This window comes from Pseudomonas sp. (genome assembly GCF_040514055.1).
GTDB lineage: Bacteria > Pseudomonadota > Gammaproteobacteria > Pseudomonadales > Pseudomonadaceae > Aquipseudomonas.
The window spans coordinates 34,147-57,604 of the sequence record NZ_JBEVDL010000012.1 but is presented as its reverse complement, the minus strand read 5'-3'; the positions used below and the strand labels follow the sequence as shown (position 1 = coordinate 57,604).

The 23,458-nt window shown below is 65.7% G+C and carries 18 protein-coding genes; 10 read left to right on the top strand and 8 right to left on the bottom strand.

What is annotated here, in order from left to right; translation table 11 throughout:
* The 3 genes from ABWY06_RS03600 to ABWY06_RS03590 all read right to left on the bottom strand — a co-directional run.
* Nucleotides 1–5,026: non-ribosomal peptide synthetase (locus ABWY06_RS03600; protein ID WP_353924198.1), on the bottom strand; the 5,026-nt coding region annotated here is incomplete at its 3' end.
* Between the two features lie 81 nt (nucleotides 5,027–5,107).
* Nucleotides 5,108–6,484 carry an MFS transporter gene (locus ABWY06_RS03595; protein WP_353924197.1) on the bottom strand — a complete coding sequence of 459 codons (1,377 nt, stop codon included), beginning with the start codon at nucleotides 6,482–6,484 and terminating at the stop codon, nucleotides 5,108–5,110.
* A 978-nt stretch (nucleotides 6,485–7,462) separates the two neighbouring features.
* Nucleotides 7,463–8,353, bottom strand: a complete 891-nt coding sequence (locus tag ABWY06_RS03590; RefSeq protein ID WP_353924196.1) for a LysR substrate-binding domain-containing protein — start codon at nucleotides 8,351–8,353, stop codon at nucleotides 7,463–7,465.
* A 329-nt stretch (nucleotides 8,354–8,682) separates the two neighbouring features.
* Here ABWY06_RS03590 and ABWY06_RS03585 point away from each other — a divergent pair, with 329 nt between their 5' ends.
* The 4 genes from ABWY06_RS03585 (at nucleotide 8,683) to ABWY06_RS03570 (ending at nucleotide 13,682) form a co-directional block, all read left to right on the top strand.
* Nucleotides 8,683–9,552: a pirin family protein gene (locus tag ABWY06_RS03585; protein WP_353924195.1), complete on the top strand. Its 870-nt coding sequence runs from the start codon at nucleotides 8,683–8,685 to the stop codon at nucleotides 9,550–9,552.
* Nucleotides 9,553–9,920: 368 nt separating this feature from the next.
* Nucleotides 9,921–10,547 (top strand): isochorismate family cysteine hydrolase YcaC, encoded by a 627-nt coding sequence (gene ycaC / locus ABWY06_RS03580; protein ID WP_353924194.1) that lies wholly within the window; start codon nucleotides 9,921–9,923, stop codon nucleotides 10,545–10,547.
* Between the two features lie 356 nt (nucleotides 10,548–10,903).
* A complete protein-coding gene (locus tag ABWY06_RS03575) occupies nucleotides 10,904–12,706 on the top strand; it encodes a monovalent cation:proton antiporter-2 (CPA2) family protein (protein WP_353924193.1) in 1,803 nt (600 codons plus the stop codon).
* 100 nt (nucleotides 12,707–12,806) lie between these two features.
* Nucleotides 12,807–13,682 (top strand): BrxR family helix-turn-helix transcriptional regulator, encoded by an 876-nt coding sequence (locus ABWY06_RS03570; RefSeq protein ID WP_353924192.1) that lies wholly within the window; start codon nucleotides 12,807–12,809, stop codon nucleotides 13,680–13,682.
* Nucleotides 13,683–13,904: 222 nt separating this feature from the next.
* On the opposite strand, the gene ABWY06_RS03565 is transcribed toward ABWY06_RS03570, so the two are convergent.
* Both ABWY06_RS03565 and ABWY06_RS03560 read right to left on the bottom strand, forming a co-directional pair.
* Nucleotides 13,905–14,207, bottom strand: a complete 303-nt coding sequence (locus tag ABWY06_RS03565) for a cupin domain-containing protein (protein ID WP_353924191.1) — start codon at nucleotides 14,205–14,207, stop codon at nucleotides 13,905–13,907.
* A 242-nt stretch (nucleotides 14,208–14,449) separates the two neighbouring features.
* Entirely contained in the window at nucleotides 14,450–15,271 is an 822-nt protein-coding gene (locus tag ABWY06_RS03560; protein ID WP_353924190.1) for an acyl-CoA thioesterase, read from the bottom strand.
* Nucleotides 15,272–15,633: 362 nt separating this feature from the next.
* Between ABWY06_RS03560 and ABWY06_RS03555 the strand changes: the two genes are divergently transcribed.
* A complete protein-coding gene (locus tag ABWY06_RS03555) occupies nucleotides 15,634–16,134 on the top strand; it encodes a hypothetical protein (protein ID WP_353924189.1) in 501 nt (166 codons plus the stop codon).
* 63 nt (nucleotides 16,135–16,197) lie between these two features.
* On the opposite strand, the gene ABWY06_RS03550 is transcribed toward ABWY06_RS03555, so the two are convergent.
* The 3 genes from ABWY06_RS03550 to argC all read right to left on the bottom strand — a co-directional run bounded on the left by ABWY06_RS03550 (nucleotide 16,198) and on the right by argC (nucleotide 18,663).
* Nucleotides 16,198–16,788, bottom strand: a complete 591-nt coding sequence (locus tag ABWY06_RS03550) for a helix-turn-helix domain-containing protein (RefSeq protein WP_502948143.1) — start codon at nucleotides 16,786–16,788, stop codon at nucleotides 16,198–16,200.
* A 53-nt stretch (nucleotides 16,789–16,841) separates the two neighbouring features.
* Nucleotides 16,842–17,003 (bottom strand): hypothetical protein, encoded by a 162-nt coding sequence (locus ABWY06_RS03545; protein ID WP_353924188.1) that lies wholly within the window; start codon nucleotides 17,001–17,003, stop codon nucleotides 16,842–16,844.
* Nucleotides 17,004–17,751: 748 nt separating this feature from the next.
* Nucleotides 17,752–18,663 (bottom strand): N-acetyl-gamma-glutamyl-phosphate reductase, encoded by a 912-nt coding sequence (gene argC, locus ABWY06_RS03540; RefSeq protein WP_353924187.1) that lies wholly within the window; start codon nucleotides 18,661–18,663, stop codon nucleotides 17,752–17,754.
* A 101-nt stretch (nucleotides 18,664–18,764) separates the two neighbouring features.
* Here argC and ABWY06_RS03535 point away from each other — a divergent pair, with 101 nt between their 5' ends.
* From ABWY06_RS03535 to ABWY06_RS03515, 5 genes are all read left to right on the top strand, one after another.
* Nucleotides 18,765–19,652 (top strand): LysR family transcriptional regulator, encoded by an 888-nt coding sequence (locus ABWY06_RS03535; protein WP_353924186.1) that lies wholly within the window; start codon nucleotides 18,765–18,767, stop codon nucleotides 19,650–19,652.
* Between the two features lie 333 nt (nucleotides 19,653–19,985).
* Nucleotides 19,986–20,312 (top strand): TetR/AcrR family transcriptional regulator, encoded by a 327-nt coding sequence (locus ABWY06_RS03530; RefSeq protein ID WP_353924185.1) that lies wholly within the window; start codon nucleotides 19,986–19,988, stop codon nucleotides 20,310–20,312.
* Between the two features lie 98 nt (nucleotides 20,313–20,410).
* Nucleotides 20,411–21,412 (top strand): NADP-dependent oxidoreductase, encoded by a 1,002-nt coding sequence (locus ABWY06_RS03525; RefSeq protein ID WP_353924184.1) that lies wholly within the window; start codon nucleotides 20,411–20,413, stop codon nucleotides 21,410–21,412.
* 268 nt (nucleotides 21,413–21,680) lie between these two features.
* Nucleotides 21,681–22,112, top strand: coding sequence for a GNAT family acetyltransferase (locus ABWY06_RS03520; protein ID WP_353924183.1), 432 nt, complete (start codon nucleotides 21,681–21,683; stop codon nucleotides 22,110–22,112).
* Nucleotides 22,113–22,579: 467 nt separating this feature from the next.
* The gene (locus ABWY06_RS03515) at nucleotides 22,580–23,404 is read left to right on the top strand and encodes a DNA/RNA non-specific endonuclease (RefSeq protein ID WP_353924182.1); all 825 of its coding nucleotides are present in this window, start codon (nucleotides 22,580–22,582) and stop codon (nucleotides 23,402–23,404) included.
* Nucleotides 23,405–23,458 lie beyond the last annotated feature (54 nt).

The window sequence follows — 23,458 nt, the reverse complement described above, 5'->3', positions numbered from 1 at the left end:
TCTGCGGCCGCAGCCGCGACACCAGTGCCTGCTGGGTCAGCAGCACCGGTGCCTGGCTGTCGCCGAGCAGCTGGGCCAGGCGCTCGTCCGGGTAGGCCGGGTCCAGCGGCACATAGGCGCCGCCGGCCTTGAGGGTGGCCAGCAAGGCCACCACCAGCTCCAGGCTGCGGGTCAGGCAAACCGCCACCGGTTGATCGGGACCGACGCCCAGGGCAACCAGCTGGCGCGCCAGCTGGTTGGCGCGGGCATTGAGCTGGGCGTAGCTCAGGCAAGCGCCGTGCAGCTCGACGGCGGTGCGCGCCGGGTGCGCGGCGACCTGGCGTTCGACCGCCTGGTGCACCAGCGGCGGCAGCGAACGGGCCTGTTCACGGGCATTGAAATCGTGCAGCAGCCGTTGACGTTCCCCGGCCGGCAATACGCTCACTTGCTGCAGCGGCGTGTCCGGCGCCTGTTCCAGGGCCTGCACCAGGCCCTCCAGCGCCTGCTGGGTAAAGGCCAGGATACGTGCCGCCGACACCGACTGGTGAATCTCGGCGGTGAGGATGAAATCCGCGCCGAGATCATCGACATACAGGCTGAAGGGGTAATTGGTCAGGTCACGCCCACCCAGGTAATGGATACCCTCGATCAGCTGGCGCTCCTCGCTGGCCGGTGCCTGGCTGTGGCGGTAATTGAGCAAGGCGCTAAACAGCGGCGTGCCGGCCGGCAGCCCGCTGCAGCGCTGGGCCAGGGTCAGTGGCGCCTGTTCATGGCGTAACAGCGCCAGCAGTGCCTGGTGGCAGTGCTGCAGTGCTAGCTGGACATCCAGCTCGCCCAGCCGCACGCGCAGTGGCAGCGTGTTGATAAACATGCCCATGGCCCGATCGATGCCGGCGCCGCCCTGCAGGCGGCCGAACAGCACCGTGCCAAACACCAGGTCGGTATGCCCCGTGCACTGGGCCAGCACCTGGGCCCAGGCCAGGTGGAACAGGCTGGCGGGACTGACGCCACAGCGCCTGGCCTGATCGCGCAGACGCCGCGCCAGTTCGGCCGGCAGGGTCGCGCGGGCTTGGCGCACCTGGGAGCCGTCGCCCTGCACGTCGAGCAGGCCAAAGGGCGCGGTCGGCTCCTGCAGATCGCCGAGCGCGGCGCGGAAGTATGCCTCGTGGGCGGCTTCAGCCAGCCCCTGGCGGGCGCGGGCGACGAAGCTGCGAAAGGCTACCGGCTCGGCCAATTCGGCCTCACGACCTTGCAGCACCAGCAGCACTTCCTGCAGCACCAGTTCGGTGGTGCTGTGGTCCAGCGTCAGGTGGTGGTGCAGGAGGTGCAGCAGCCAGCGCTGACCCGCCTCGTCGAAGGCGGCGAAAGCCTGCAGCATGGGCGCGCGACGAATATCCAGGCGCACCCGGCGCGCATCGGCGTGGCGCTCCAGCTGGGCCTGGACCGGCCCCGCGGCCGGGTCCAGCGCCAGCGTCTGCAGGTCCAGCCGGGCCTGCCGCCAGACCACCTGCACCGGCTCGTCCAGGCCCTCCCAGAGCACGGCGGTGCGCAGGATATCGTGGCGCGCGATGACCCGGTTGAGCGCCTCGACAAAACGTTCGAGCAGCGCTCGGCTGTCGAAGCGCAGGGCCGCCGGCAGCACGTAGGCATCGCCTTCGGTTTGCAGCAGGTAATGGAAAAGGATGCCCTGTTGCAGCGGCGCCAGGGGGTAGATGTCCTGGATCGCGGGCATGCCGCCCGGTACCGCGCCGGCGATCAGCTGCAGCTGCGCAGCCGTCAGCTGAACCAGCGGCAACATCGCCGGCACTATGGCCTGGCAGCCCGGCGGGATGCCGTTGGCCGGCACCTCCGCGGGTTCGCCCGCCTCCGCCTGGGCCAGCGCCATGGCCCGCGCCTGGGCGGCCAGGGTCGGTTCGGCGAACAGGCTGCGGATGTCCGCCTGCAGTCCCTGCTGATGCAGGCGTTCCATCAGTTGCACCGCCAGTATCGAGTGGCCGCCCAGCTCGAAGAAATTATCATCCCGGCCGACCCGTTCGACCCCCAGTTGCTGTGCCCAGAGCCGCGCCAGGGTCTGTTCCAGCGCGCCCTCGGGCGCCTGGTAAAGGCGCTGTACCAGGGCCTGCTGGTCCGGTACCGGCAGGGCCTGGCGGTCGAGTTTGCCGTTGGTCGTCAGCGGCAGGGCCGGCAACACCGCATAGGCGGCGGGCACCATATGTTCCGGCAGCACCGCGGACAGCGCCGCGCGCAGCTCGGCCGGCACAAGTTCGTCGCCCGGCTGCGCCACCAGGTAAGCCACCAGGCGCGGTTGACCGGGATCGTCCTCGCGGGCGATCACCACGGCCTCGCGCACCCCGTCCAGGCGCGCCAGCTGCGCCTCGATCTCGCCCAGCTCGATGCGAAAGCCGCGCAATTTCACCTGGCTGTCGTTGCGCCCCAGGTACTCCAGGTCGCCGTCCTGGCGCCAGCGCGCCAGGTCGCCGCTGCGGTACAGCCGGGCTCCCGGCACGGCACTGAACGGGTCGTCGCGAAAGCGTTCGGCGCTGAGAGCCGGCAGGCCCTGGTAACCGCGCGCCACCCCCGCGCCGCCGACATGCAGCTCGCCGGTCATGCCGATCGGCACCGGCCGGCCCAGTGGGTCCAGCACGTACAGCTGCAGGTCGGGAATACGCACACCGATGGGGCTGGGTCCGACCCGCTCGGCATCGGCCGGCACCAGCGGCCGGTAGGTCACGTGCACCGTGGTCTCGGTGATGCCGTACATGTTCACCAGGCGCGTGGCCTGGTTGTGCGCCTGGGCGTACCAGGGTTTCAGGTGGCCCAGGGTCAATGCCTCGCCCCCGAAGATCACCAGGCGCAGGCGATGGCGGCGCGCGGCGGCCTGGTCGGCGGCGATAAATTGGCGAAAGGCGCTGGGGGTCTGGTTCAGCACCGTCACGCCTTGCTCGCAGACCAGCCGGTGGAAGGCGTGAGGCCCAAGGCGCGTCGCCTGCGGCACTATCACCAGCTTGCCGCCATGGATCAAGGCGCCCCACAGTTCCCAGACCGAAAAATCGAAGGCGAAGGAATGGAACAGGGTCCAGACGTCCTGATGGTCGAACTGGAAGCAGGCCTGGGTGGCGCTGAACAACCGCGCCAGCTGGCGGTGCTCGACCATCACACCCTTGGGCGTGCCGGTGGACCCCGAGGTGTAGATCACGTAGGCCAGGTGCGCCTGGTCCAGCCCGCCGTCATCCAGGTTCGTCGCGAACTCATCGGACCAGGGCGATTGCACCCAGGGCAACGCGTCCAGCACTACCCGCGCGCACGCTGGCGGCGCGGCCAGGTGCGGGTCCAGGGCGAGCTGCGACACCAGCACCCGCGGCCTGCTGTCGTGCAGCAGGTGCTGCAGACGTTCGCGCGGATAGAGCGGGTCCAGCGGTACATAGCCAGCGCCGGCCTTCAGCGTGGCGAGTAGCGCCAGCACCATGGCCGGGCCGCGTTCCAGGCAGATCGCCACGCGATCGTCGGGGCGCACGCCCAGGCCGCGCAAGTGCCGGGCCAACTGGTTGGCCTGCTGATTGAGCATCGCGTAGCTCAGCCGCTGGCCCTGGTATTCCAGGGCAATGGCCAGCGGGCGCAGCGCCACCTGGTCCTCGAACAGCCGATGCACGGGCGGCGTCGCGGCCGCTTCGAGTCGAGGCCGGTTGAAGTCCTGCAGCACCCGCTGGCGCTCCAGCGAGTCCATCAGCGGCAGGTCCTGCACGGGCGTCTGCGGTGCCTCCAGCGCCGCCAGGGTCAGTTGCGCGATGCGCCGCACATGGTCCGCCATCGCCTCCGGGTCGAGGACCTGCGGGTCGTAATTGAATTCGATGCGCACCGGCTGGTGCTGCTCGTGGTCGCGCACGTAGATCGCCAGTGGCTGGCGTTCGTAGCCGTTGTGCAAGGGGAACACCGCGGTACGCACGCCGTCCTCGAACAGCAGGTCGCCGGGGAAGCCCTCGACCGACAGCGACACCTCGAACAGGCCACGCCGGTCGCTGGCTCCGCCCAGCAGGTGGCGATGGATCTCGGCCAGGGGGAAACGCTGGTGGCGATAGCAACGCTTGAGCTCGGCGGCGACCGCCTTGACCGTCAACGCGAACGAACGCCGGGGCTCGATCTGGATGCCCACCGGTACCGCGGCGGAGAACATGCCGACGGTACGCCGCTGCAGCGCGCCGGTGCGGTTATGCACCGGGGTGCCGATCACCAGCTCCTCGCTGCGGTTGAAAAACCGCGAAAAATAGATCGCCAGCACCGCCAGCAGCAAGGACGTGGAGGAGCCGCCCAGCTCCGCGGCCACCTGGTTCAAACGGGTATAATCGCCGCGTTCGAGTTCCCACACCTGCTGGCCGAACCGCCGCTCGCCGCGCCCGCGCTTTTCCGCGCCGTCCTCGAACAGCGGCGCGGGCAGCCCGTGGAAACGCTCGAACCAGAAGTCGCGGTCCTGGCCGTAACGCCAGGAGGCGCTGTACTCGGCGTCCCGCGCCAGGAAGTCGCGGTACTGCGCCGGCTCGGGCGGATCCCCGGCCAGCGACTCGCCGCGCTTCAAGCGGTTGTAGGCCTGCACGATAAGCTGGCCGATCAGCGAGACCGTCATGCCGTCGGCGACCAGGTGGTGAAACACGGCCAGCCAGTAGCCACGCTGCGGGGCGACCTGCAGCCAATGCATGGCCCAGAGGCGCTCGCCCTGCAGGGCAAAGGGGGTGCCGAAGGCCTGGCGCATCTGCGCCCAGGCAGCGGCCTCGGGGTCGGGGTCTGCGGAAAAGTCCAGCTGCTGCAGCACCGCCAGGGCCGACCCGGAGAACGTCTGACCGCAGCCGCTGGGATGGCCGTGCAGCTGGATGCGCAAGGCTTCGTGGCGCTCGACCACCTGGACGATGGCGGCCTCGAGGCAATCGAGGTCCAGGGGTCCGTCCACCTGCACCGCGCTGCCGATGTTGTAACACGGCAGGTCCGGCGCGAGCAGTTGATCCAACCACACCGCCTGCTGGGGGGAACTCAATGGAAAAACGACTTCGCTACTCATGACTGTGAACCGTCCGTGGTGATAAGCGAGAAGAAGGAAGGCGGTCGCCAGGGCCGCCGATTCGGTTGGCTGAGGAGCGGGTCAGGCCTCCGCCCGCTCGGGCACCAGCAGGTCCAACTGGCGCAGACGCGGGCTGGCCAGCGCCGCCAAGGTCAGCAGCAAGCCGACAGCGCCGCTGAGGAAAAACAACAAGCCGATGCCGCGGCCCTTGCCGGTGCCGAACCAGCTGCCAACCGAGGCGCTCAGGGCGCCGCCCTCGAGCAGGGCCGGTTCGAGCACCTGGTCGGCCAGGTAGCCGCCGGCCAGCAGCACCAGGCACATGACCAGCAGGTTCGAGGCACCCAGCAGGGCGAAGACACTGCCCTGGTGCTCCAGCGGTGCCTTGCGCATCCACAGGGCGCAGGAACAGGCGACCGAGGTGCTGCCGCCTAACAGGCAGGCGAAGGCCGCCAGGCACCAGATCAGGGTCGAAGTGGTCAGCCCGGCGACCAGCACGGCCGCGCACTGCAGCACGTCGAACAGCAACACCCAGCGCATCAGCCGACGACGGATCAGGCGCGTCGCCACCAGCATCGAGCCGGCGAGGCCGCCGACGATACCGACCGACATCACCAGGCCGAGCACATCGGTGGAATGGGTCGATAGCACCAGGGGGGTGAGCAAGGTGGTGGCCAGCACCATCAGGCACTGCACCAGCGCGCCATAGAGCAGCAACAGCTGCATCAGTGGCTGCTCGCGCAGGTAGCTCCAGGCACCGGAGAAGCTGCTGCGCGCCCCGTTCCAGAACGAGTCCGCGGGGGTCGCCAGCGCTCCGCCCCGGGCCGTCCCGCCGGCGCGGTTCAGCGCGCTGAACACCAGCAAGGCGCCGGCCGTCAACAGGCACAGCTGCACCGCCAGCACCGACTGCAGGCCAAAATGCCCCATCAGAAAGCCCGATGCCGCGGGCGCGCCAACCTGCACGATGGCGCGCGAGACACCGGTCAGGCCGCCGACCTGGGTGAAACGTTCCTTGGGCACGAAACTGCTGATGGCCACACGAATGGCCGGCCGACGCACGGCCGCCAGCGCCGCCGAAAGCGCCGCATAGAGGTACAGGGCCTCGACGCCCAGGCGCTCGCCGAGCAGACCCAGGACCACGGCGAAGGTGCACAGGATGGCCGCGACGTCGCAGCCCAGCACCACCCAACGGCGGTCATGGCGATCGGCGAAGGCGCCGGCAAAGGGGGTCATCAGCATGCCCGCGGCCGCGGCCGCCAGCACCGAGAAGCTATAGTCCTGGGACGAACCGGTCTGGGCGAAAATCCACACGCCGATGGCGAAACTGGCCAGGGTAGTGCCCAGATCGAAGGCGGTCTCGCTCAGCCAGAGCAACGCGAAGGACAGCCTGGCAACGGCCGGGGAGACGCGGGGGGAAACATTCGACGAGGGGAGCGCAGGCTCCACTGCCACTTCGTGCATAACTCAACCGTCCCTGGTTATATATCCACGCGACCCCTCGTGGATCGCACTGTTTATGCTTATGAGAAACGCCCACCGAACCACCAACAAGACGCAACTTACCCAGCCCGCCCACACCATCAAGTGCGTGCCTCCACCTCTCGGACATTAACGATCAAGCAGCCGTGGGCCGCGCCAAGACGCGCAACTTGACGCTGAGCAAGGTGACAATTAACGATCAATTATCGATTATCCCAGAGGAACGATACGGGCAGTTCAACAACTTTGAACGATTAACTCTGCCGCCAACTTGGACTCAAAGGGTATAGCAGAGCTCGACGCGGTTACAATCAACAATCCACCCAACACTTATAACGTTTACTCATTAGAATGGCACCAAAAAGGTGCAAGCAGTTATGCCTCAGAACTGCCTATCTAGAGCTATCGCCAGCCTACGGACGGCCACAGCGCAGTGAACCTCCTATGCAATTGATTGATTTAACTGGAGCTTCGCCCATGATTGGAAAATCGTTCACTTTTCGGGCAGCGTCAACCGACCGCGCACTGCCGACAGGCATAATGGCCCTGATCGAAAGTTCCTCAGACGCTCATGTTTTTTCATCGAAAATAATCAGGCCCCCGCTACAAAATCAAAAATATCGAATTTAGTATTTCGTCGGACAAAATAGCCAGTGGCTATAATTTCTCCGGATATACCACACAGCAAACCACGAACATGGACTGACGCAACTTCCGCCTGACTTATAAGTTATGACCCTTATCGGATTTCCAGTCATGGCCACCCAAGTGTCCTTGCGGCACTCGCCGGATTACCCGGGAATGACAATGGCAGTGGCACATTTGCCCTGCCCCCAACGTGGAGAGTCAACGCGGCGCTATTGTGGATAGAGTTGCGCCCGTTATGTATGCGCGAGGGCAGGCTGCGCCTCCTACGCCAAGCGCTGCCGCGCAGTGCGTCAGGTGCAAAACCGCCAGGGCCTAGATCCCGATATGCTCGGCGAGGAAATCGATCAGGGCGCGCACCGAGGGCAGCACCCCGCGGCGCGAAGGGAAGACCGCGTGCACGATACCGGTCTGCGGCACCCAGTGCGGCAGGATCTCCAGCAGGCGTCCGTGCTGCAGGTCCTGGTCGACCACCATATGCGGCAACTGCACCACCCCGACCCCTTGCAGGGCCGCCAGGCGTAAACCCGTCATGTCGTCGGTAACCAATCGCGGTCGATGCACCACCTCGGCGGTGGCGCCATCCGGCCCCTGCAACCGCCAGAGGTGATCGCAGTCCGGCCCCCAATCAAGGCTGGGCAAGGCTCCCAGGTCGGCGGGCCGCAGCGGCAGTCCGTGCTGCGCCACCAAGAGCGGGCTGGCGACCAGCCGTTGCGGGCTCTCGACCAGGGTGCGCATCACCAACTCGGAGTTGTCCAATGGTGGAAACCGCACCCGCAGCGCCAGGTCCAGGCCCTCGGCGATCACATCGACGCGGCGGTTGGTGGCCTCCAGTTGGACCTGTACCCGCGGGTTTTCGAGCATAAAACGTCCTAGCAGGTCGCCCACCCGGTAGTGCAGCAACGTGGTCGGGCAACTCATGCGCACCAGGCCCTGGGGCTCCGAGCGGGCGTGCTCGATCACTTCCTGGGCCGACCGGGCTTCCACCAGCATGGCCAGGCAGTGCCGATGGTAGGCCTGGCCGGTGTCGGTGACCGAAAAATGCCGTGTCGAGCGCTGCAGCAAACGCACCCCCAGGCGCTCCTCGAGCAACGCAATACGCCTGCTCAGCTTGGACTTGGGAATGTTCAGCGCCCTGCCCGCCGCGGCAAAACCGCGGTGCTCGACCACTTGGGCAAAGTAATAAAGGTCGTTGAGATCGTCCATCCATGTTCTCCGGGTAGAACGCCAAGCATACTTATCCGCGCCCCGCGAACCCAGTCCAAGATGGCCGATGGAGACCGCAGAGGCACCCGCGGCTGTTGCCAAAGGGATTAAGGCGCCATCAATAGGCCCGATCTAGAGCCAACCAACAAAAACACCGGGCGCAGGCGAAGGCGTGCCGCGGCGGGCTCGGCCAGTGCCGGGCGGTTGCATCCCCAGCGCGAGCTACCGCCTCTATCGTTCCCAAAATAGAACGCTGCAAGCCATTTTTCCTGGCTACCGCCCCGCCGGTCGCGACCCTACCCTGCGTCCATACAGTCAGGAAGCAGGTCATGAAAAACATTCTCGGCATCTACAGCAACCCCAACTCGCACTGGGTCGGCGACGGTTTCCCGGTGCGCTCGCTGTTCTCCTACGACAGTCTGGGCCAGCACATCAGCCCCTTTCTGTTGCTCGACTACGCCGGTCCTCATGCGTTCGCCCCCGCGCCGCGGCCGCGCGGCGTCGGCCAGCACCCGCACCGGGGCTTCGAAACCGTGACCCTGGTCTACCAGGGTGAACTGGAGCACCGGGACTCCACCGGCAGCGGTGGCCGTATCGGCCCAGGCGACGTGCAGTGGATGACCGCCGCCTCGGGCATCCTGCATGAGGAATTCCATTCCGATGAGTTCACCCGCACCGGCGGTACCCTGGAAATGCTGCAGCTGTGGGTCAATTTGCCAGCGAAGGCCAAGCGCGCCGCGCCCGGCTATCAGACCCTGCTCGCCGTTGACATTCCCGTGGTGCCACTCGCCGGCGGCGCGGGCAGCCTGCGGGTGATAGCCGGGAAGTTTGCCGGCCACTACGGCCCGGCGCGGACCTTTACGCCGATGGATGTCTGGGACCTGCGCCTCAGGGCCGGCAAGCACCTGACCCTGGACCTCGAGCCGGGACGCAGCACGGCGCTGGTGGTGCTGCGCGGCAGCGTGCGGGTCAACGGCAAACAGCTGCTCGGCGAGGCGCAACTGGCCCTGTTCGACCGCGCCGGCCGCGAGGTGCTGCTGGAGGCGAGCCACGAGGCACAGCTGGTGCTGCTCAGCGGCGACCCCATCGAGGAGCCGATTGTCGGCTACGGGCCGTTCGTGATGAACAGCCAGGCGGAAATCGAGCAGGCCATAAGCGATTTCCAGGCGGGCACGTTTGGCCAGATGGCCCCTGACTGAGCGCACCTGGGGGCGTCGACACGGGCACCCACTTTTCCCCTGGCCGCCTCCTGCCCAGATACCAGAAATTATAGTTTATTCATAAATAACAAACACTTGCTGTATCTGTGCAGGACCAGACCCAGGCAACAACCTAAACCCGACGCTCGCCGCCCCTGAGCCACCGGCCAGCGCTGAGCAGCTTGGCAAGCGCAACAGCCACGCGATGGCCTGCGGGCCCGACGCTAATGGCCCAACTGGCGCTGGCGCGCAGACAAAATGCTGCCAGGCGCTGTCGGGCCCCGGGCGCAATGCGCGGCAAGCTGCCATTCCCCATCCCCGCCCGACCACCCCCGGGGTGGCGGGCATTTAGCAACCAGGAGTCACCCATGAGTATTCCCTACAAGCGTATCGACCAGTCCCAGGCAGCCGTGCTGCTGGTGGACCACCAAACCGGCCTGCTGTCCCTGGTGCGCGACAGCGACCCGGACAAGTTCAAGAACAATGTGCTGGCGCTGGCCGACCTCGCCAAATACTTCAAGCTGCCCACCATACTGACCACCAGCTTCGAGAACGGCCCCAACGGCCCGCTGATGCCGGAATTGAAGAAAACCTTCCCGGAAGCGCCCTACATCGCCCGCCCGGGCCAGATCAATGCCTGGGACAACGCCGATTTCGTCGAGGCGATCAAGGCCACCGGCCGCAAGCAACTGATCATCGCCGGCATCGTCACCGAAGTCTGCGTGGCCTTCCCGGCACTGTCGGCGATCGAGGCCGGCTTCGATGTCTTTGTCGTCACCGACGCCTCCGGCACCTTCAATGAAGTGACCCGCGACGCCGCCTGGAGCCGCATGGCAGCAGCCGGCGTGCAGATGCTGAGCTGGTTCGGTCTGGCCTGTGAGCTGCACCGCGACTGGCGCAACGATGTCGAAGGCCTGGGCACCCTGTTCGCCAACCATATCCCGGATTACGCCAACCTGATGACCGGCTACGCGGCCCTGACCGCCAACCGCTAAGCACATTCCGCCGCGACCGCGGTCGCGGCGGGATCGAACCGACGCCGGGCGCCCGTACCCCGGCAACAGGGGAGCGCCATCCGACTCGGCTCGAGCCTTCGCCAACGGTCTGCCGCAACCTGCAGCCCATTCGCGCCGGCAGCCCGGCAAGCGCCCTTCCCGGCCCGCTGCCTGGACGCGGCAGCCGACAACCAATCAGCCGCCAATGGCCGACGGAAATCCCATAAAATATGGCAAAACCGCCGACCTGCCAGCGTCGACCGGCACCGTCCACGACTACCCGCCGCGCGTTCCCGGCCGCGGCGGACTAGCGCGTGCCTGCCTCGATCATCCCTTATCGCCACAAGGAAAACCCCATGCCCCATGAAGGCAACCTGCTGCAGGCCACCCTGGTCTTTTTAGTGGCGACGGTGCTGATCGTGCCGTTGGCCAAGCGTCTGCAACTGGGCGCGGTGCTGGGTTACCTGCTGGCCGGGGTGCTGATCGGGCCTTCGGTGCTGGGCCTGATCGACGAACCGCAGAGCGTCAGCCTGCTGTCGGAAATGGGCGTGGTGCTGCTGTTGTTTATCATCGGCCTGGAACTGTCGCCCCGGCGCCTGTGGGTGATGCGCAAAGCGGTATTCGGTGTCGGCCTGGCCCAGGTGCTGGTGACCGCGCTGGTGTTCGGCGCCATCGCCTGGCAGGGCTTTGACCAGCCGCTGAACAGCGCCGTGGTGCTGGGCTTTGGCCTGGCGCTGTCGTCCACCGCCTTGGGGCTGCAGGGCCTGGCCGAACGCAAGGAACTGGGCAGCCCCCACGGGCGCCTGGCCTTCGCCATCCTGCTGTTCCAGGACATCGCCGCCATCCCGCTGATCGCCATGGTGCCGCTGCTCAGCGGGGGCCTGGCGGGGGCGGAGAGCAGCGGCGTGAGCCAGTGGCTGCGGGTGCTGGGCAGCATCGCCCTGGTGGTGATCGGCGGACGCTACCTGCTGCGTCCGGTGTTTCGCATCGTCGCCAAGACTGGCCTGAGCGAAGTCTCCACCGCCACCGCCCTGCTGGTGGTGATCGGTACCGCCTGGCTGATGGAACAGGCCGGGGTATCGATGGCGCTGGGCGCGTTCCTGGCCGGGTTGCTGCTGGCCGACTCCGAATACCGCCACGAGCTGGAAGCGCAGATCGAGCCGTTCAAAGGGCTGCTGCTCGGCCTGTTTTTTATCAGCGTGGGCATGAGCGCCGATATCGGCCTGCTGCTGAGGGAGCCGCTGGCCGTGCTGGCGCTGACCGCGTTGCTGATCCTGCTCAAGCTGCCGCTGCTGTACGGGATCGCCCGCCTGGCCGGCGGCCTGGGTCGGCAAAGCGCGCTGCGCCTGGGCATGGTGCTGGCGGCCGGCGGCGAGTTCGCCTTCGTGCTGTTCGGCATGGCCCGCACCCAGGGGCTGTTCAGCGCCCACCTGCATGCGCAGCTGGTGCTGACCATTACCCTGTCGATGGCGTTGACCCCGTTGCTGGTCCTGCTGCTCTCGCGCCTGCGTAAACCGGCCCCGGTCGCGCCAGTGGTGCCGCCCGAGTACCGCGACATCGACAGCGACGCCCCCCGCGTGGTGCTGGTGGGCATGGGCCGCATGGGCCAGATAGTCGCCCGGGTCCTGCGCGCGCAGCAGGTGCCGTTCGTGGCGCTGGACACGGCGGTGGAGTCCATCGAATTCTCCCGCAGCCTCGGGCATATGCCGAGCTTCTACGGCGACGCCATGCGTCCGGAGATCCTGCGCGCCGCCAAGGCCGAGGCCGCCGAATACTTCATCATTGCCACCGACGATCCCGAGGCCAACCTCAAGACCACCGAGCTGGTGCGGCAGCTGTACCCGCAGATGAAGATCATCGCCCGCGCCCGCAACCGCCAGCACGTGCACCGCCTGCTCGACCTGGAGGCCTTGCCGGTGCGCGAGACCTTCCACTCCAGCCTGGAAATGAGCCGCCTGGTACTGCTCGGCCTGGGCCTCAGCGAAGAACAGGCCAGCGCGCGGATCCGCCGCTTCCAGCGTCATGACGAGGAGGCACTGCAGGCCCAGCACCTGGTCTACGACGATGCCGCCGCCCTGCTGCAAAGCGCCCGGGAAGCCCGCGCCGAGCTGGAGACCCTGTTCGAAGCCGACCGCATCGAAGAGCAGGCGCTGAAATAAGGCCCGTGGGCGCGGCCCCGTTCGCCTTGTTGCTGACCGCCGAGATATGTAGTCTCAATGGACATATCCATCGAGTTTACGTGCACCGGCAGGAGAGGCGATGAAACGCAAACAGGCGATTGAATCCGTACGCTGGGATTTGGCATTGCGCTATCGCCTGATCGAAACGGTGGCCTGGTGGGAGGGCCGCCTGACCACCAATCACTTGACCCAGAGTTTCGGCATCAGTCGCCAGCAGGCGTCCAAGGACATCAACTCCTATATCACCGAGCATGCGCCGAATAACCTGGAGTATGACAAGCACCTCAAGGGCTACGTCCCGAGCAAGGCCTTCACCCCGCTGTTTATCGACGACAGCGCCAGCGCCTACCTGCACCTGCTTAACCAAAGCCACGAACGCGCCCCGCATGTCGAAGGCCTGGCGCTGGCCTACGCCCACACCGAGGTGCTGCAGGTGCCGGACCGCTCGGTGCTTCCCGAGATCCTGCGGCCAATCCTGAAAGCCTGCCGCGAGAACCTGCGCCTGGAGTGTGACTATGTGTCCTTCACCACCCCCGCGCCGGAGGGGCGCCTGATCGCGCCGCACACCCTGGTCTACACCGGCATGCGCTGGCATGTGCGCGCCTACTGCGAAAAAAATCGCGACTATCGGGATTTCGTACTCAGTCGCTTCCGCGGCGATCCCCAATTGCAGGACGGCGACGCCGCCCAGGGCCGTGAGGCAGACCACGGCTGGAACACGGCGGTGCAGGTGATCATCGCCCCCGATCCACGCTTGAGCGCCGAGCAGCGGGCCATTATCGAGACCGATTACGGCATGCGTGACGGCCAATTGCGGGTCGAGAGCCGCGGCGCGCTGGTGCAGTACGTGCTGCAACGCTTCCAGATCGACGCGACCAAGGTGCATGCCAAGGCCAGCGCTCAGCAGATTGTGGTGGCCAACCTGGAGGCGCTGCAGCCCTGGCTGTACCGCTGAGGACATACGGTGCGACGCGTGGCGAGCGAGGATGATCGTTCCCACGCTCCGCGTGGGAATGCCGCCTGGGACGCTCCGCGTCCCGCCAGCGGGCAGGCCACGCGCTGCCCAGGGTCGCCGTAGGATGGGTCGGGCCGCGCAGGTGGAGCGCAGTGATACCCTTCGCCCAGGTTGCCCTATGGATCGCTCCATGGCCTCACGCGGGGATGCGCGCCCCCTGGCTTACTCTTGGCTGTCGAAGATCACCAAGGTCCCCTGGCTACCAGGCAATACCGCGTGGACAACGCCAGCTTCGGCCAGGTACAGCTGTCCTTGCGCCACACGTATGACCTCGTCTCCGACACCCAGCATCAGCTGCCCCGAGATGACCAACAGCCCCTCGTTATAGTCATGCACCTCCGCCGCCGAGGGCATTTCATCCATGCGCAACACTTTGATGTTCGAGTCACCCACCCGCCCGACCACACGAGACATCCACGCATCCGGTAATGCCTGGGACATCGAATCAAGACTCAACAACGCCATGCAACACTCCCTATCTGAGACCGCATCCACCCACCGCCAGGCATTGGCCCAGGGTGGTTGACTCTTTGATTCTTCACTCCTTCGCGCCGCATGCCCGCGCCAAGGCATGGATCGTTCCCACGCTCCGCGTGGGAATGACGCCCGCGACACTCCGCGTTGCGTTTTTGATCGTTCCCACGCTCCGCGTGGGAATGCCACCCGCGACACTCCGCGTTGCGTCTTTCTTATACCCGCGCCCGGCCCTAGCCCTTGAAATACACCAATTGCTGGGTGGTGGCCAACAGCTCGCCGGTGGCGCTCCAGAGCTCGGCGCTTTGATCGAAGTAACCGCGGAAGTACTTGAACCCGCGGGCGACCCCGAGGATCGAATCCTGCCCCACCTTCGCCAGCGCCTGCGCGTCGGCATGAAAGTAGGTGGTCATGGAGACGGTGCCGGCTGGCATCATCTGCTGGCGGCGGATAAACACCCGCGGAAAGAAACAATCGCTGAGGGCCATCAACGACAGGAAATCCAGCGGCCGCTCGGGTTTGTCCCGTACCCACAGCTGCGTGGTCGAGTCCCCTTCCTCCAGGGGCGTGCCACGCGGCGCGAAACCGCCCTGGATCACGCGCAAGTCATACTGCTTGACCCATCCGGGGTAACCCGCGGTGGCCAGGGGCTCGACCGCGCTGGCGGCCGGCACCACGGGCATCTGGATATCGGCACCCGACCAGCTGTCCTGACGCAACGCCAGCATGACGGTCGCCGTGGTGGCGATCTTGCCCTGCTGGGTCAAGGTCAGGGTCCAATGCTGGGTGGAACGGCTGGTACGGGCGACCTGGGCCTGCACCTCGAACACCTGGTCGCCGATCGGCGCCGTGAAGTTCACCGTCATGGCGACCGGATCGCCTTGCCGCTCGGGATGCGACAGCACGGCATTGAGCAGGGTCGCCGCGATCGCCCCGCCAAAGGGCCCCACCATATTGGCGTAAGCGCTGGAAATATGGCCGGTGAAAGCGCCGCCTTCCTGGGGTTGCAGCGCGATGGCCGCGTCGAAGGGGTGCTGGACTGGGGTCGTGGACATGGTTCGGGACTGCCTGTGTCGAGAAATGATGCGCCGGGCATTTGAGCAAACCGACCCGCGAGGCGCAACCGCGGCGCCTGACAACGGCCATTGCGCCGCTTAGAACGTTTATTTCAGCAAGTTATTTGCATAGACCGCAATTACATATCCATAACCGGCCAATCGACAATGCCACGATCAGCCTGTCCGCCCTGACGGACAATCTGTTGTCGCAACGGACAGGCCTGCCGAATCCCTGTCGCTTTCCATGCCAGGGCGTGCAGCGCCGCTGCTGGACCCCCACCTTGCCTGGCCCCGCTCAATCCTTAGAATCCGCCCCAACAGCTTCACACCCAACTCTCGAAACCTCAGGGGATACACCAATGATGAACGCCATGCAGATGCCAATGCCGATGACCACCCATATGCCGATGATGGGCATGTCGATGATGATGGCCACCATGAGCTGCGAAATGCTCGAAGACGGCATGCTGTGCAAAATGATGCCGGCCGCCGGCATGGACATGGGCATGTTCAAGAACAGCGCCGACATGATGCAGATGATGATGAACTGCGGCATGCCGATGATGATGCACTGCGGCAACATGAGCATGCTGTGCATGTCCCAGACGAGCATGGCGATGCCGATGATGAGCAGCATGATGCCCATGCCGATGATGGGCATGCCGATGCCTTCGATGAAGTGCGTCATGGAGTGCACGGTCCAGACCGACGGCATGCTGTGTAAAATCATGCCGATGGCCGGCATGAACATGGACATGATGAAAAGCTGCTGCACGCTGATGATGAAAATGATGAACGACTGCAGCATGCCGATGATGATGAGCTGCAACGGCATGCCGCTGATGTGCTGCACCTGCTGATCGGTTAGCGCCTGACAAAAAGCCCGGCCGGCTTATCCCGCCGGGCTTTTTTGTGCCCGGCGTTCAGTCGAGGCGCTCGGGATAGGTCACCACCAGGTAGGCTACCGCCTCGCTGTCGGAGGGGTTGCGGTAGCGATGGGGTTGATCGGCGTAGAACAGGATGGAGTCGCCGGTTGACAGCAGGTAACGCTCCTCGTTGACGCTGATCTCCAGTACGCCCTGGGCTACCACCAGGTTTTCCTGCACGCCGGGACCGTGGCCCTGGGACTCGTCTTCACCAAGGGGGCTCAGGCGCAGTTCGTAGAATTCCGATTGGCGCGCCACGTCGAAGGGAAACAGCGCGCGACTGACCGAGACGCCATTGGCACTGACCAGGCGCCGGCTCCTGCTGGCGGGCAGCACCGCCACGCCCTCGAAGGCGCGGTGCTCGAGAAACGCCGCAACCGATACCTTGAGGCCCTTGGCGATTTTGCACAGCACCTTGATCGACGGCACGCTGCGGCCAGACTCGATCTGCGCGAGCATCGCCCGACTGACGCCGCACAGGCGGGCCAGGGCGTCGAGAGACAGGTGGCGCTTGCCACGCAGGCGTTGCAGGTTCTGCGCGACATGCTCGCAGATCGGGTCTTCATCCTGGGAATCCAACGGGCCCAGCTCGAGCACCGCCTCATTCGCGGTCTCCAGGAACCGCGAGAACTCCCCCGCGCTCACGCGTGACGGGTCTCGGTCGAGGGGGCCAGCTGCGCCCACTGCGCCGCTTGCAGGCCAAGGTTGCGCGCATACATTTCCCACATGATCCGAGCCAGCTGCTGCGCGTGTTTGCGCTTGCGGAAGGTGGTGAAGTCGATAACGTTGTCGATGGGTTTCATGGACGCTTCACTGTCGTAATCAATGGACGGGATGGGCTAAGCGTACGCCGGTATTTTTATAACAATAAATACCAATAAATAATTTATTAATTCTTTTCGGATATATACAGCATACCGAGGCCGTCGGCCGTCGGCTGTCGGGTTGTCGCAGGGCGGAGCGCCGAGGCCGCCCTACGTCGTTGATCGTTCCCACGCTCTGCGTGGGAATGCCCCCTGGGACGCTCCGCGTCCCGCCATCGGCTGACCCGGACGCTCGTAGGCTGGGTTGAGCGCAGCGATACCCATCGCAGAACGTCAGCGGGCTGTCGCTGAACAACGCGCCTCGGCCGCCCTACGGATCGCTCCGGGACGGATGCTGGGGCGTGGCGCGGCGAGGAGGCAACACCCCGTCAGCAGGCCGAGTACAGGTGTGGCGCAGGGGGACGAGCCGCAAGGAGGCGGCGAGAGGCTTAAAGGGCCAGGGATGGCCCTTGTAAGCCGGCCCCCGGTGACGCACCGGAGCGAAGGACGTCTGGCGCAGCCAGACCCGGATACCGGGCGCGCTTTCTCTTGGGTTACGTTCTCTTTGCGCGAGCAAAGAGAACGTGACTCGCCGTCAGGGCGAAACCAATCGCTTCAGGAAACCCGCGATACGTGGCAGCCTGGCGTTGGGTAGCTCGAAGGATGGGTTGAGCGCAGCGATACCCATCGCAGAAATGCCGGCGAGCTGTCGCGAAACAGCGCGCCGAGGCCGCCCTACGGATCACTTTTAGGCCAGCATCAGGTCCAGGTTCTGCACCGCGGCACCGGCCGCGCCCTTGCCCAGGTTATCGAGCACGGCCGCCAGCAGGACCTGACCGTGGTCGGGGTGGCCATGTACCGACAGACGCAGCCCATCGGTGCCATTGAGCGCCTGCGGGTCCAACTCGGCCATCTGGGGTTGCAACGGTGCGACCTGGACATGGCGGGCGTCCTGGTAGGCTTCGACCAGACAGCCGTGCAAACGGGCCGCGTCGACCCCCTTGGCCAGCCGCCCCAGGTGCAGCGCGACGGTCAGCACTATGCCCTGCCGGTAGGCGCCATAGGCCGGCACGAAGACCGGGCGTTCGAGCAAGCCGGCGTGTTGCTGGATTTCCGGCACATGCTTGTGGGTCAGCGCCAACCCATAGAGGCGCAAGGCCGGTTGGGCGTCGGAGTTTTCGTAGCCCTCTACCACGCTGCGCCCGCCACCCGAATAGCCGGACACCGCATGGATGGCCAAGGGGTAATCCGCCGGAACCAGGCCGGCGGCGATCAGCGGGCGCAGCAAGGCGATGGCCCCGGTCGGGTAGCAACCCGGGTTGCTGACCCGCCGCGCCTGGGCGATCCGCCCGGCCTGGCCGGGGTTCAGTTCGGCGAGGCCATAGACCCAGTCCGGATGGGTGCGGTGGGCGGAGCTGGCGTCGATGACCCGCACAGCCGGGTTGCGGATGCTGGCCACCGCATCCCGTGCGGCGTCGTCCGGCAGGCACAGCAGGGCAATGTCCGCACTGTTGATCGCCTCGGCGCGCAACCGGGCGTCCTTACGCGATTCAGCGGGCAACGCGAACAGCCGCACGTCCCGCCGCCCGCCCAGGCGCGCATGGATCTGCAGGCCGGTGGTGCCCTGGTCGCCGTCGATAAATACAAGGGGTTGGCTCATTTGGCAGATGCTCAAGGGATCGAAGAGGCCCCTAGCATTCCAATTCACTGACTAAAAGAAAATTTGAATAGAATGACGCTCTAGATCAGAAAATCTGAACGATGCGCGAACTCAACCTCGATCGCCTGCGCACCCTGGTCACCATCGCCGACCTCGGTTCCTTTGCGGCCGCCGCCCGGGCGCTGCACCTGTCGCCGCCCACCATCAGCCTGCATGTCGCCGACCTGGAGGCACGGATCGGCGCGCCCTTGCTGACCCGCACCCGCAGCCAGGTGCAGCCGACGCCCATAGGCGCGACCCTGCTGGAGCGCGCCCGGCGCTTGCTGGCCGACGCCGACCTGGCCCTGGAAGAGGTGCAACGCCAGGTGCTGGGCCTGACGGGCCGCGTACGGCTGGGCGCATCGACCGGGGCACTGGCCTTTCTGCTGCCCCAGGTGCTGGATAACCTGCGTAGCGCGCACCCGGGCCTGGACGTGCAGGCGCAGGTGTTGACCTCCGGCGAGTCCATCACGCGTCTGGCCGCCGGCACCCTGGACATCGGCCTGGTCGCGCTGCCCCAGGTCGCCCCGCCCGGCTTGCGGGTCAGCCCCTGGCGCCGCGATCCGATCCTGGCCTTCGTGCCCACGGCCTGGGACGCTCCCGAGCCCCTTGGCTCCGATTGGCTGGCGCAGCGACCCCTGATCCTCAACGAGCCCAGCACCCAGCTGTCGAAGGTGACCGGCGAGTGGTTCGCCGCCGCCGGCCATGCGCCTCGGCCGCGCATCCAGGTCAACTTCAACGACGCGATCAAAAGCCTGGTAGCCGCCGGTTATGGCGCCGCCTTGTTGCCCCATGAAAGCGGCTCGCCGCCGCCCGACCCGCGAATCACCCTGCGCAGCCTGTCGCCGGCGCTGTGGCGGCCCCTGGGCATCGCCCACCGCCAAGGTGCCCTGGAACCGGCCACCGAGCACGTCCTGGCCGCGCTGTTCGCCCTGGCGCTGGAACACTGAGCGTTTCGTCTTATCCCTGTCCGCCCTTTCGACCTCGGCCTCGAACATCGCCCGCAAGGCTGCAAACCCGCGCAAGCGCGTTTCGTAGGGCGGCCTCGGCGCGCCGCTCCGCGTTAGCTCGCCGGGGTTATACGATGGGTATCGCTGCGCTCAACCTGCGCGGCCCGACCCATCCTACGGTGCCAGGTGGCCTGCCCGGTGGCGGGACGCGGAGCGTCCCAGGCGACATTCCCACGCGGAGCGTGGGAACGATCCAACGATCCAAGGCCAGGTGAAGCCGCCGCGCGGCATTCACACGCGGACGGGCGCCGCGATGACCACAGCACCCGCGAAATGCCCCCGTTCAAGCGTGCCCACCACAGGTCGCAACGAGCAAACCACAGATTGCCGAGCGCGCCGAACCCTATATATGATGACTATCATGGAAACAATCAAACACACCCGACCCGGCCTCAAGCAAGCCACGAGCGCATCCTGGACGTTGTCATTGACGCCATCCGCCGCACTGGCTACGGCGGTACCGGTGTCGCCAAGATCCTGCGGGAGACGGGTCTGACCCCTGGCGGCGTCTACGCGCACTTCGCCTGCCGCGAGGCGCTGCTGGCCGAGGCCGCCGTGCTCGACCGCGGCATTCGCCAGAACCTCGGACGCGAAGATTAAGGGTGCGGTCGCCGCGCCAGGCCAATACCCGCTCCAGCACTGCTCGCCCCCAGGCGTTTCCTGAACGCAGCCCATTCAGCATAAACAGGTCCAACACAATGAAAGCTTTTGCGATCCAGGGGTACGGCAAACAGGTGACGCTGCAGGCGGTGGAGATAGCGGAGCCGACGCTGGGCGAACACGAGGTCATGGTCCGCATACAGGCCGCCGGCGTGAACCCCCTGGACGCCAAGATCCGCGACGGAGAATTCAAGCTGCTGCTGCCCTACCCCATGCCGCTGATCCTCGGTCACGACCTGGCCGGCGTGGTGACCCGGGTGGGCGCCCAGGCACGGCGCTTCAAGGTGGGCGACCAGGTCTATGGGCGGGCGGACGACGGCCGTATCGGCACCTTTGCCGAGTTTATCGCGGTCAAGGAGGACTCCCTGGCGCTCAAGCCGGCAACGCTGGGCATGCCAGAGGCGGCATCCATCCCGCTGGTGGGTTTGACCGCCTGGCAGGCGCTGGTGGAAAAGGCCCAGCTGAAAAAAGGCCAGAAAGTCCTGATCCATGCCGGCGCTGGAGGCGTCGGCACCTTTGCCATCCAACTGGCCAAACACCTGGGCGCCACCGTCGCGACCACCACCAGCGCGGCCAATATCGGCCTGATGAAAAGCCTCGGGGCCGACATCGTCATCGACTACCAGAAAGACGCGTTCGAAAAAACCCTGCGCGATTACGACCTGGTGCTCAACAGCCTGGGCGGCGACACCCTGAAAAAATCCCTGGCCGTGCTCAAGCCCGGCGGCCTGCTGATCTCGATATCCGGCCCGCCCGACCTGGAGTTCGCCAAGCGCGCGAAGTTGTCCGGGTTTTTCCAACTGGTCATGCGCTTGTTGAGCTTAGGCATCCGCAGAAAAGCCAAACCCCATGGGGTCAATTACTCATTCCTGTTTATGCGCGCCAGCGGCGACCAATTGCGCCAGATCGCCGCGCTGATCGAGGCCGGGGTGATACGCCCGGTGCTGGACAAGGTCTTCCCCTTCCAGGCGACCCCACAGGCCCTGGCCTATGTGGAAACGGGACGAGCCAAGGGCAAGGTGGTGATCGAGGTCCAGTGACGCGCGGTGGCTGGCATTCATCCTGGGGAACAAGCCCTTTGTCATCCGCCCGCAAACCGCCCGCTGGCATGCACCCTCGCAGGATGGGTTGAGCGCAGCGATACCCATCAGGCGTAACCATCGATGGGTTACGCGGCGGTCGACAGGGTCGGTGCTCGGCGGTTCACCGGTTGCGCCGCTAACCCATCCTACGCCGCGCCTGCCATGCCGGGCTGGACAGCCCTGGCGCCCATCGCTAGCCTCGACCCTCCCATTCCAGAGCCCTGCCATGCACGTGATTGCCACCTATTCCGACGCTCACCATCGCCAAGGCGTGACTGCTCTCTGGGGCAGTGCATTCGGCGAACAAACCGGTCATAACACCCCGAGCCTGTCCATCGACAAAAAGCGCGCCATGGAAGACGGGCTGTTTTTCGTCGCATTGGCGGGCACCGGGGTGATTGGCACCGTGCTCGCCGGTTACGACGGCCATCGCGGCTGGCTGTACTCGGTGGCCGTTCACCCCGCGCACCGCAACCAGGGCGTGGGGGGCGCCTTGATACGGCACGCCGAAGCGGCCTTGAGCACCAAGGGTTGCATGAAAATCAACCTACAAATCCTCGCGACCAATGAAAGCGTCACGGCGTTCTACGCCGCCCTGGGTTATGTGATCGAACCCCGGATCAGCATGGGGAAGAAAATCGAGGCGAATATCGACTAACCCCACTCGGCCCCCGGTGGCCCGGCTCGATGCGCACGTAGGGCGGCCTCGTCGCGTCGTTCAATCGTAGGATGGGTTGAGCGCAGCGATACCCATCAGGTACGTGAATAACATCCACCACCATACCCTCCGGTGGATGGACAAGCCGCCATCCACCCTACCAATACCAACCGTCATGGCACCCTCGTAGGATGGGTCGAGCGCAGCGATACCCATCAATCTTCACCATCGTTGGGTCAGATGGCGGTCGATACTGCCGGCGCTCAGCGGCTCAGCGGCTGCGCCATTAACCCATCCTACTAAGCTAAGGCTCGAAGCGGGCCAGGACGGCCAGGCAACCCTTTTGGGGTGCTTTTGTGGACAGGGATTGTCACCATAAATCGTTGATCGAATCAGCGAAACGTCTCCTATGCAACGGCAAGCGGATCGCCCGGAACCCGGTATTTGGTTCTTCCGAGACCCGGGCCTTGGCCCGCAGCGCGGGCGCGGCACTCGACCGGCCACTCGGTACAGCTCGAGCCGGTAGCGGCATCCTGCTGACGGCCTTGCTCTTCGCCGCCTGCACGCCTTACAGGGCCCCCTCGGTAGCGCTGGGCGGCGCACTCACCGAGATCCGCTACCGCCAGTTCACCCTGTGGTACGACTGCGTACGCGGCGAACCGCAGCGTTTTGAATATCACCTGGACTACGACAAGGGCCACCTGAAACGGCTGGACACCTACCGCCTCGACCCCGCGTTCCCGGCCGGTTGCCGACAGCAGCGCTCGACGCAGCGCTACAACGCCGTGCACCCGGGTTTCGATGTCGGCCATCTGGTCCCGGCCAACCAGATGGACAACGATCCGGTCGCCTTACGGGAAGCCAACCAGATGCCCAACCTGGTGCCGCAATACGCCGGTTACAACCGCCGCACCTGGTACGCCACCGAACTGGTTGCCGAATGCTATCGGGACCTCCGCCCCCTGGAGGTGATCGGCGGGGTTGTCTATGGCAACCACGGGCGGGACCTTGCCAATGATTTTTTCCTCGACTCCCACGGCCTGCGCACCCCCGAGGCGTTCTGGAAAGTGCTGCTGAGCCACGATGCCCTTGGCGGCAAAGCCAGCGTAATCGCCTGGTACATTCCCCACGGCGAAGGGCTGGGGGATCGCCTGGACCCTTATCTGCTTAGCGTGCGGGCCCTGGAAAAACGCCTTGGCCCCGGTACGCCGCGTATCCGGATCCCCGAGGGGCTAAAAGACATCCGCCCCGCCACGGGCTGGCCCCTGCCCCGAGGGTGCGAGCGGCAATGATGCTGTGTTTTGCACAGACCAAAGCCGCGCACAGATCGGCAGTCCGCAATGACC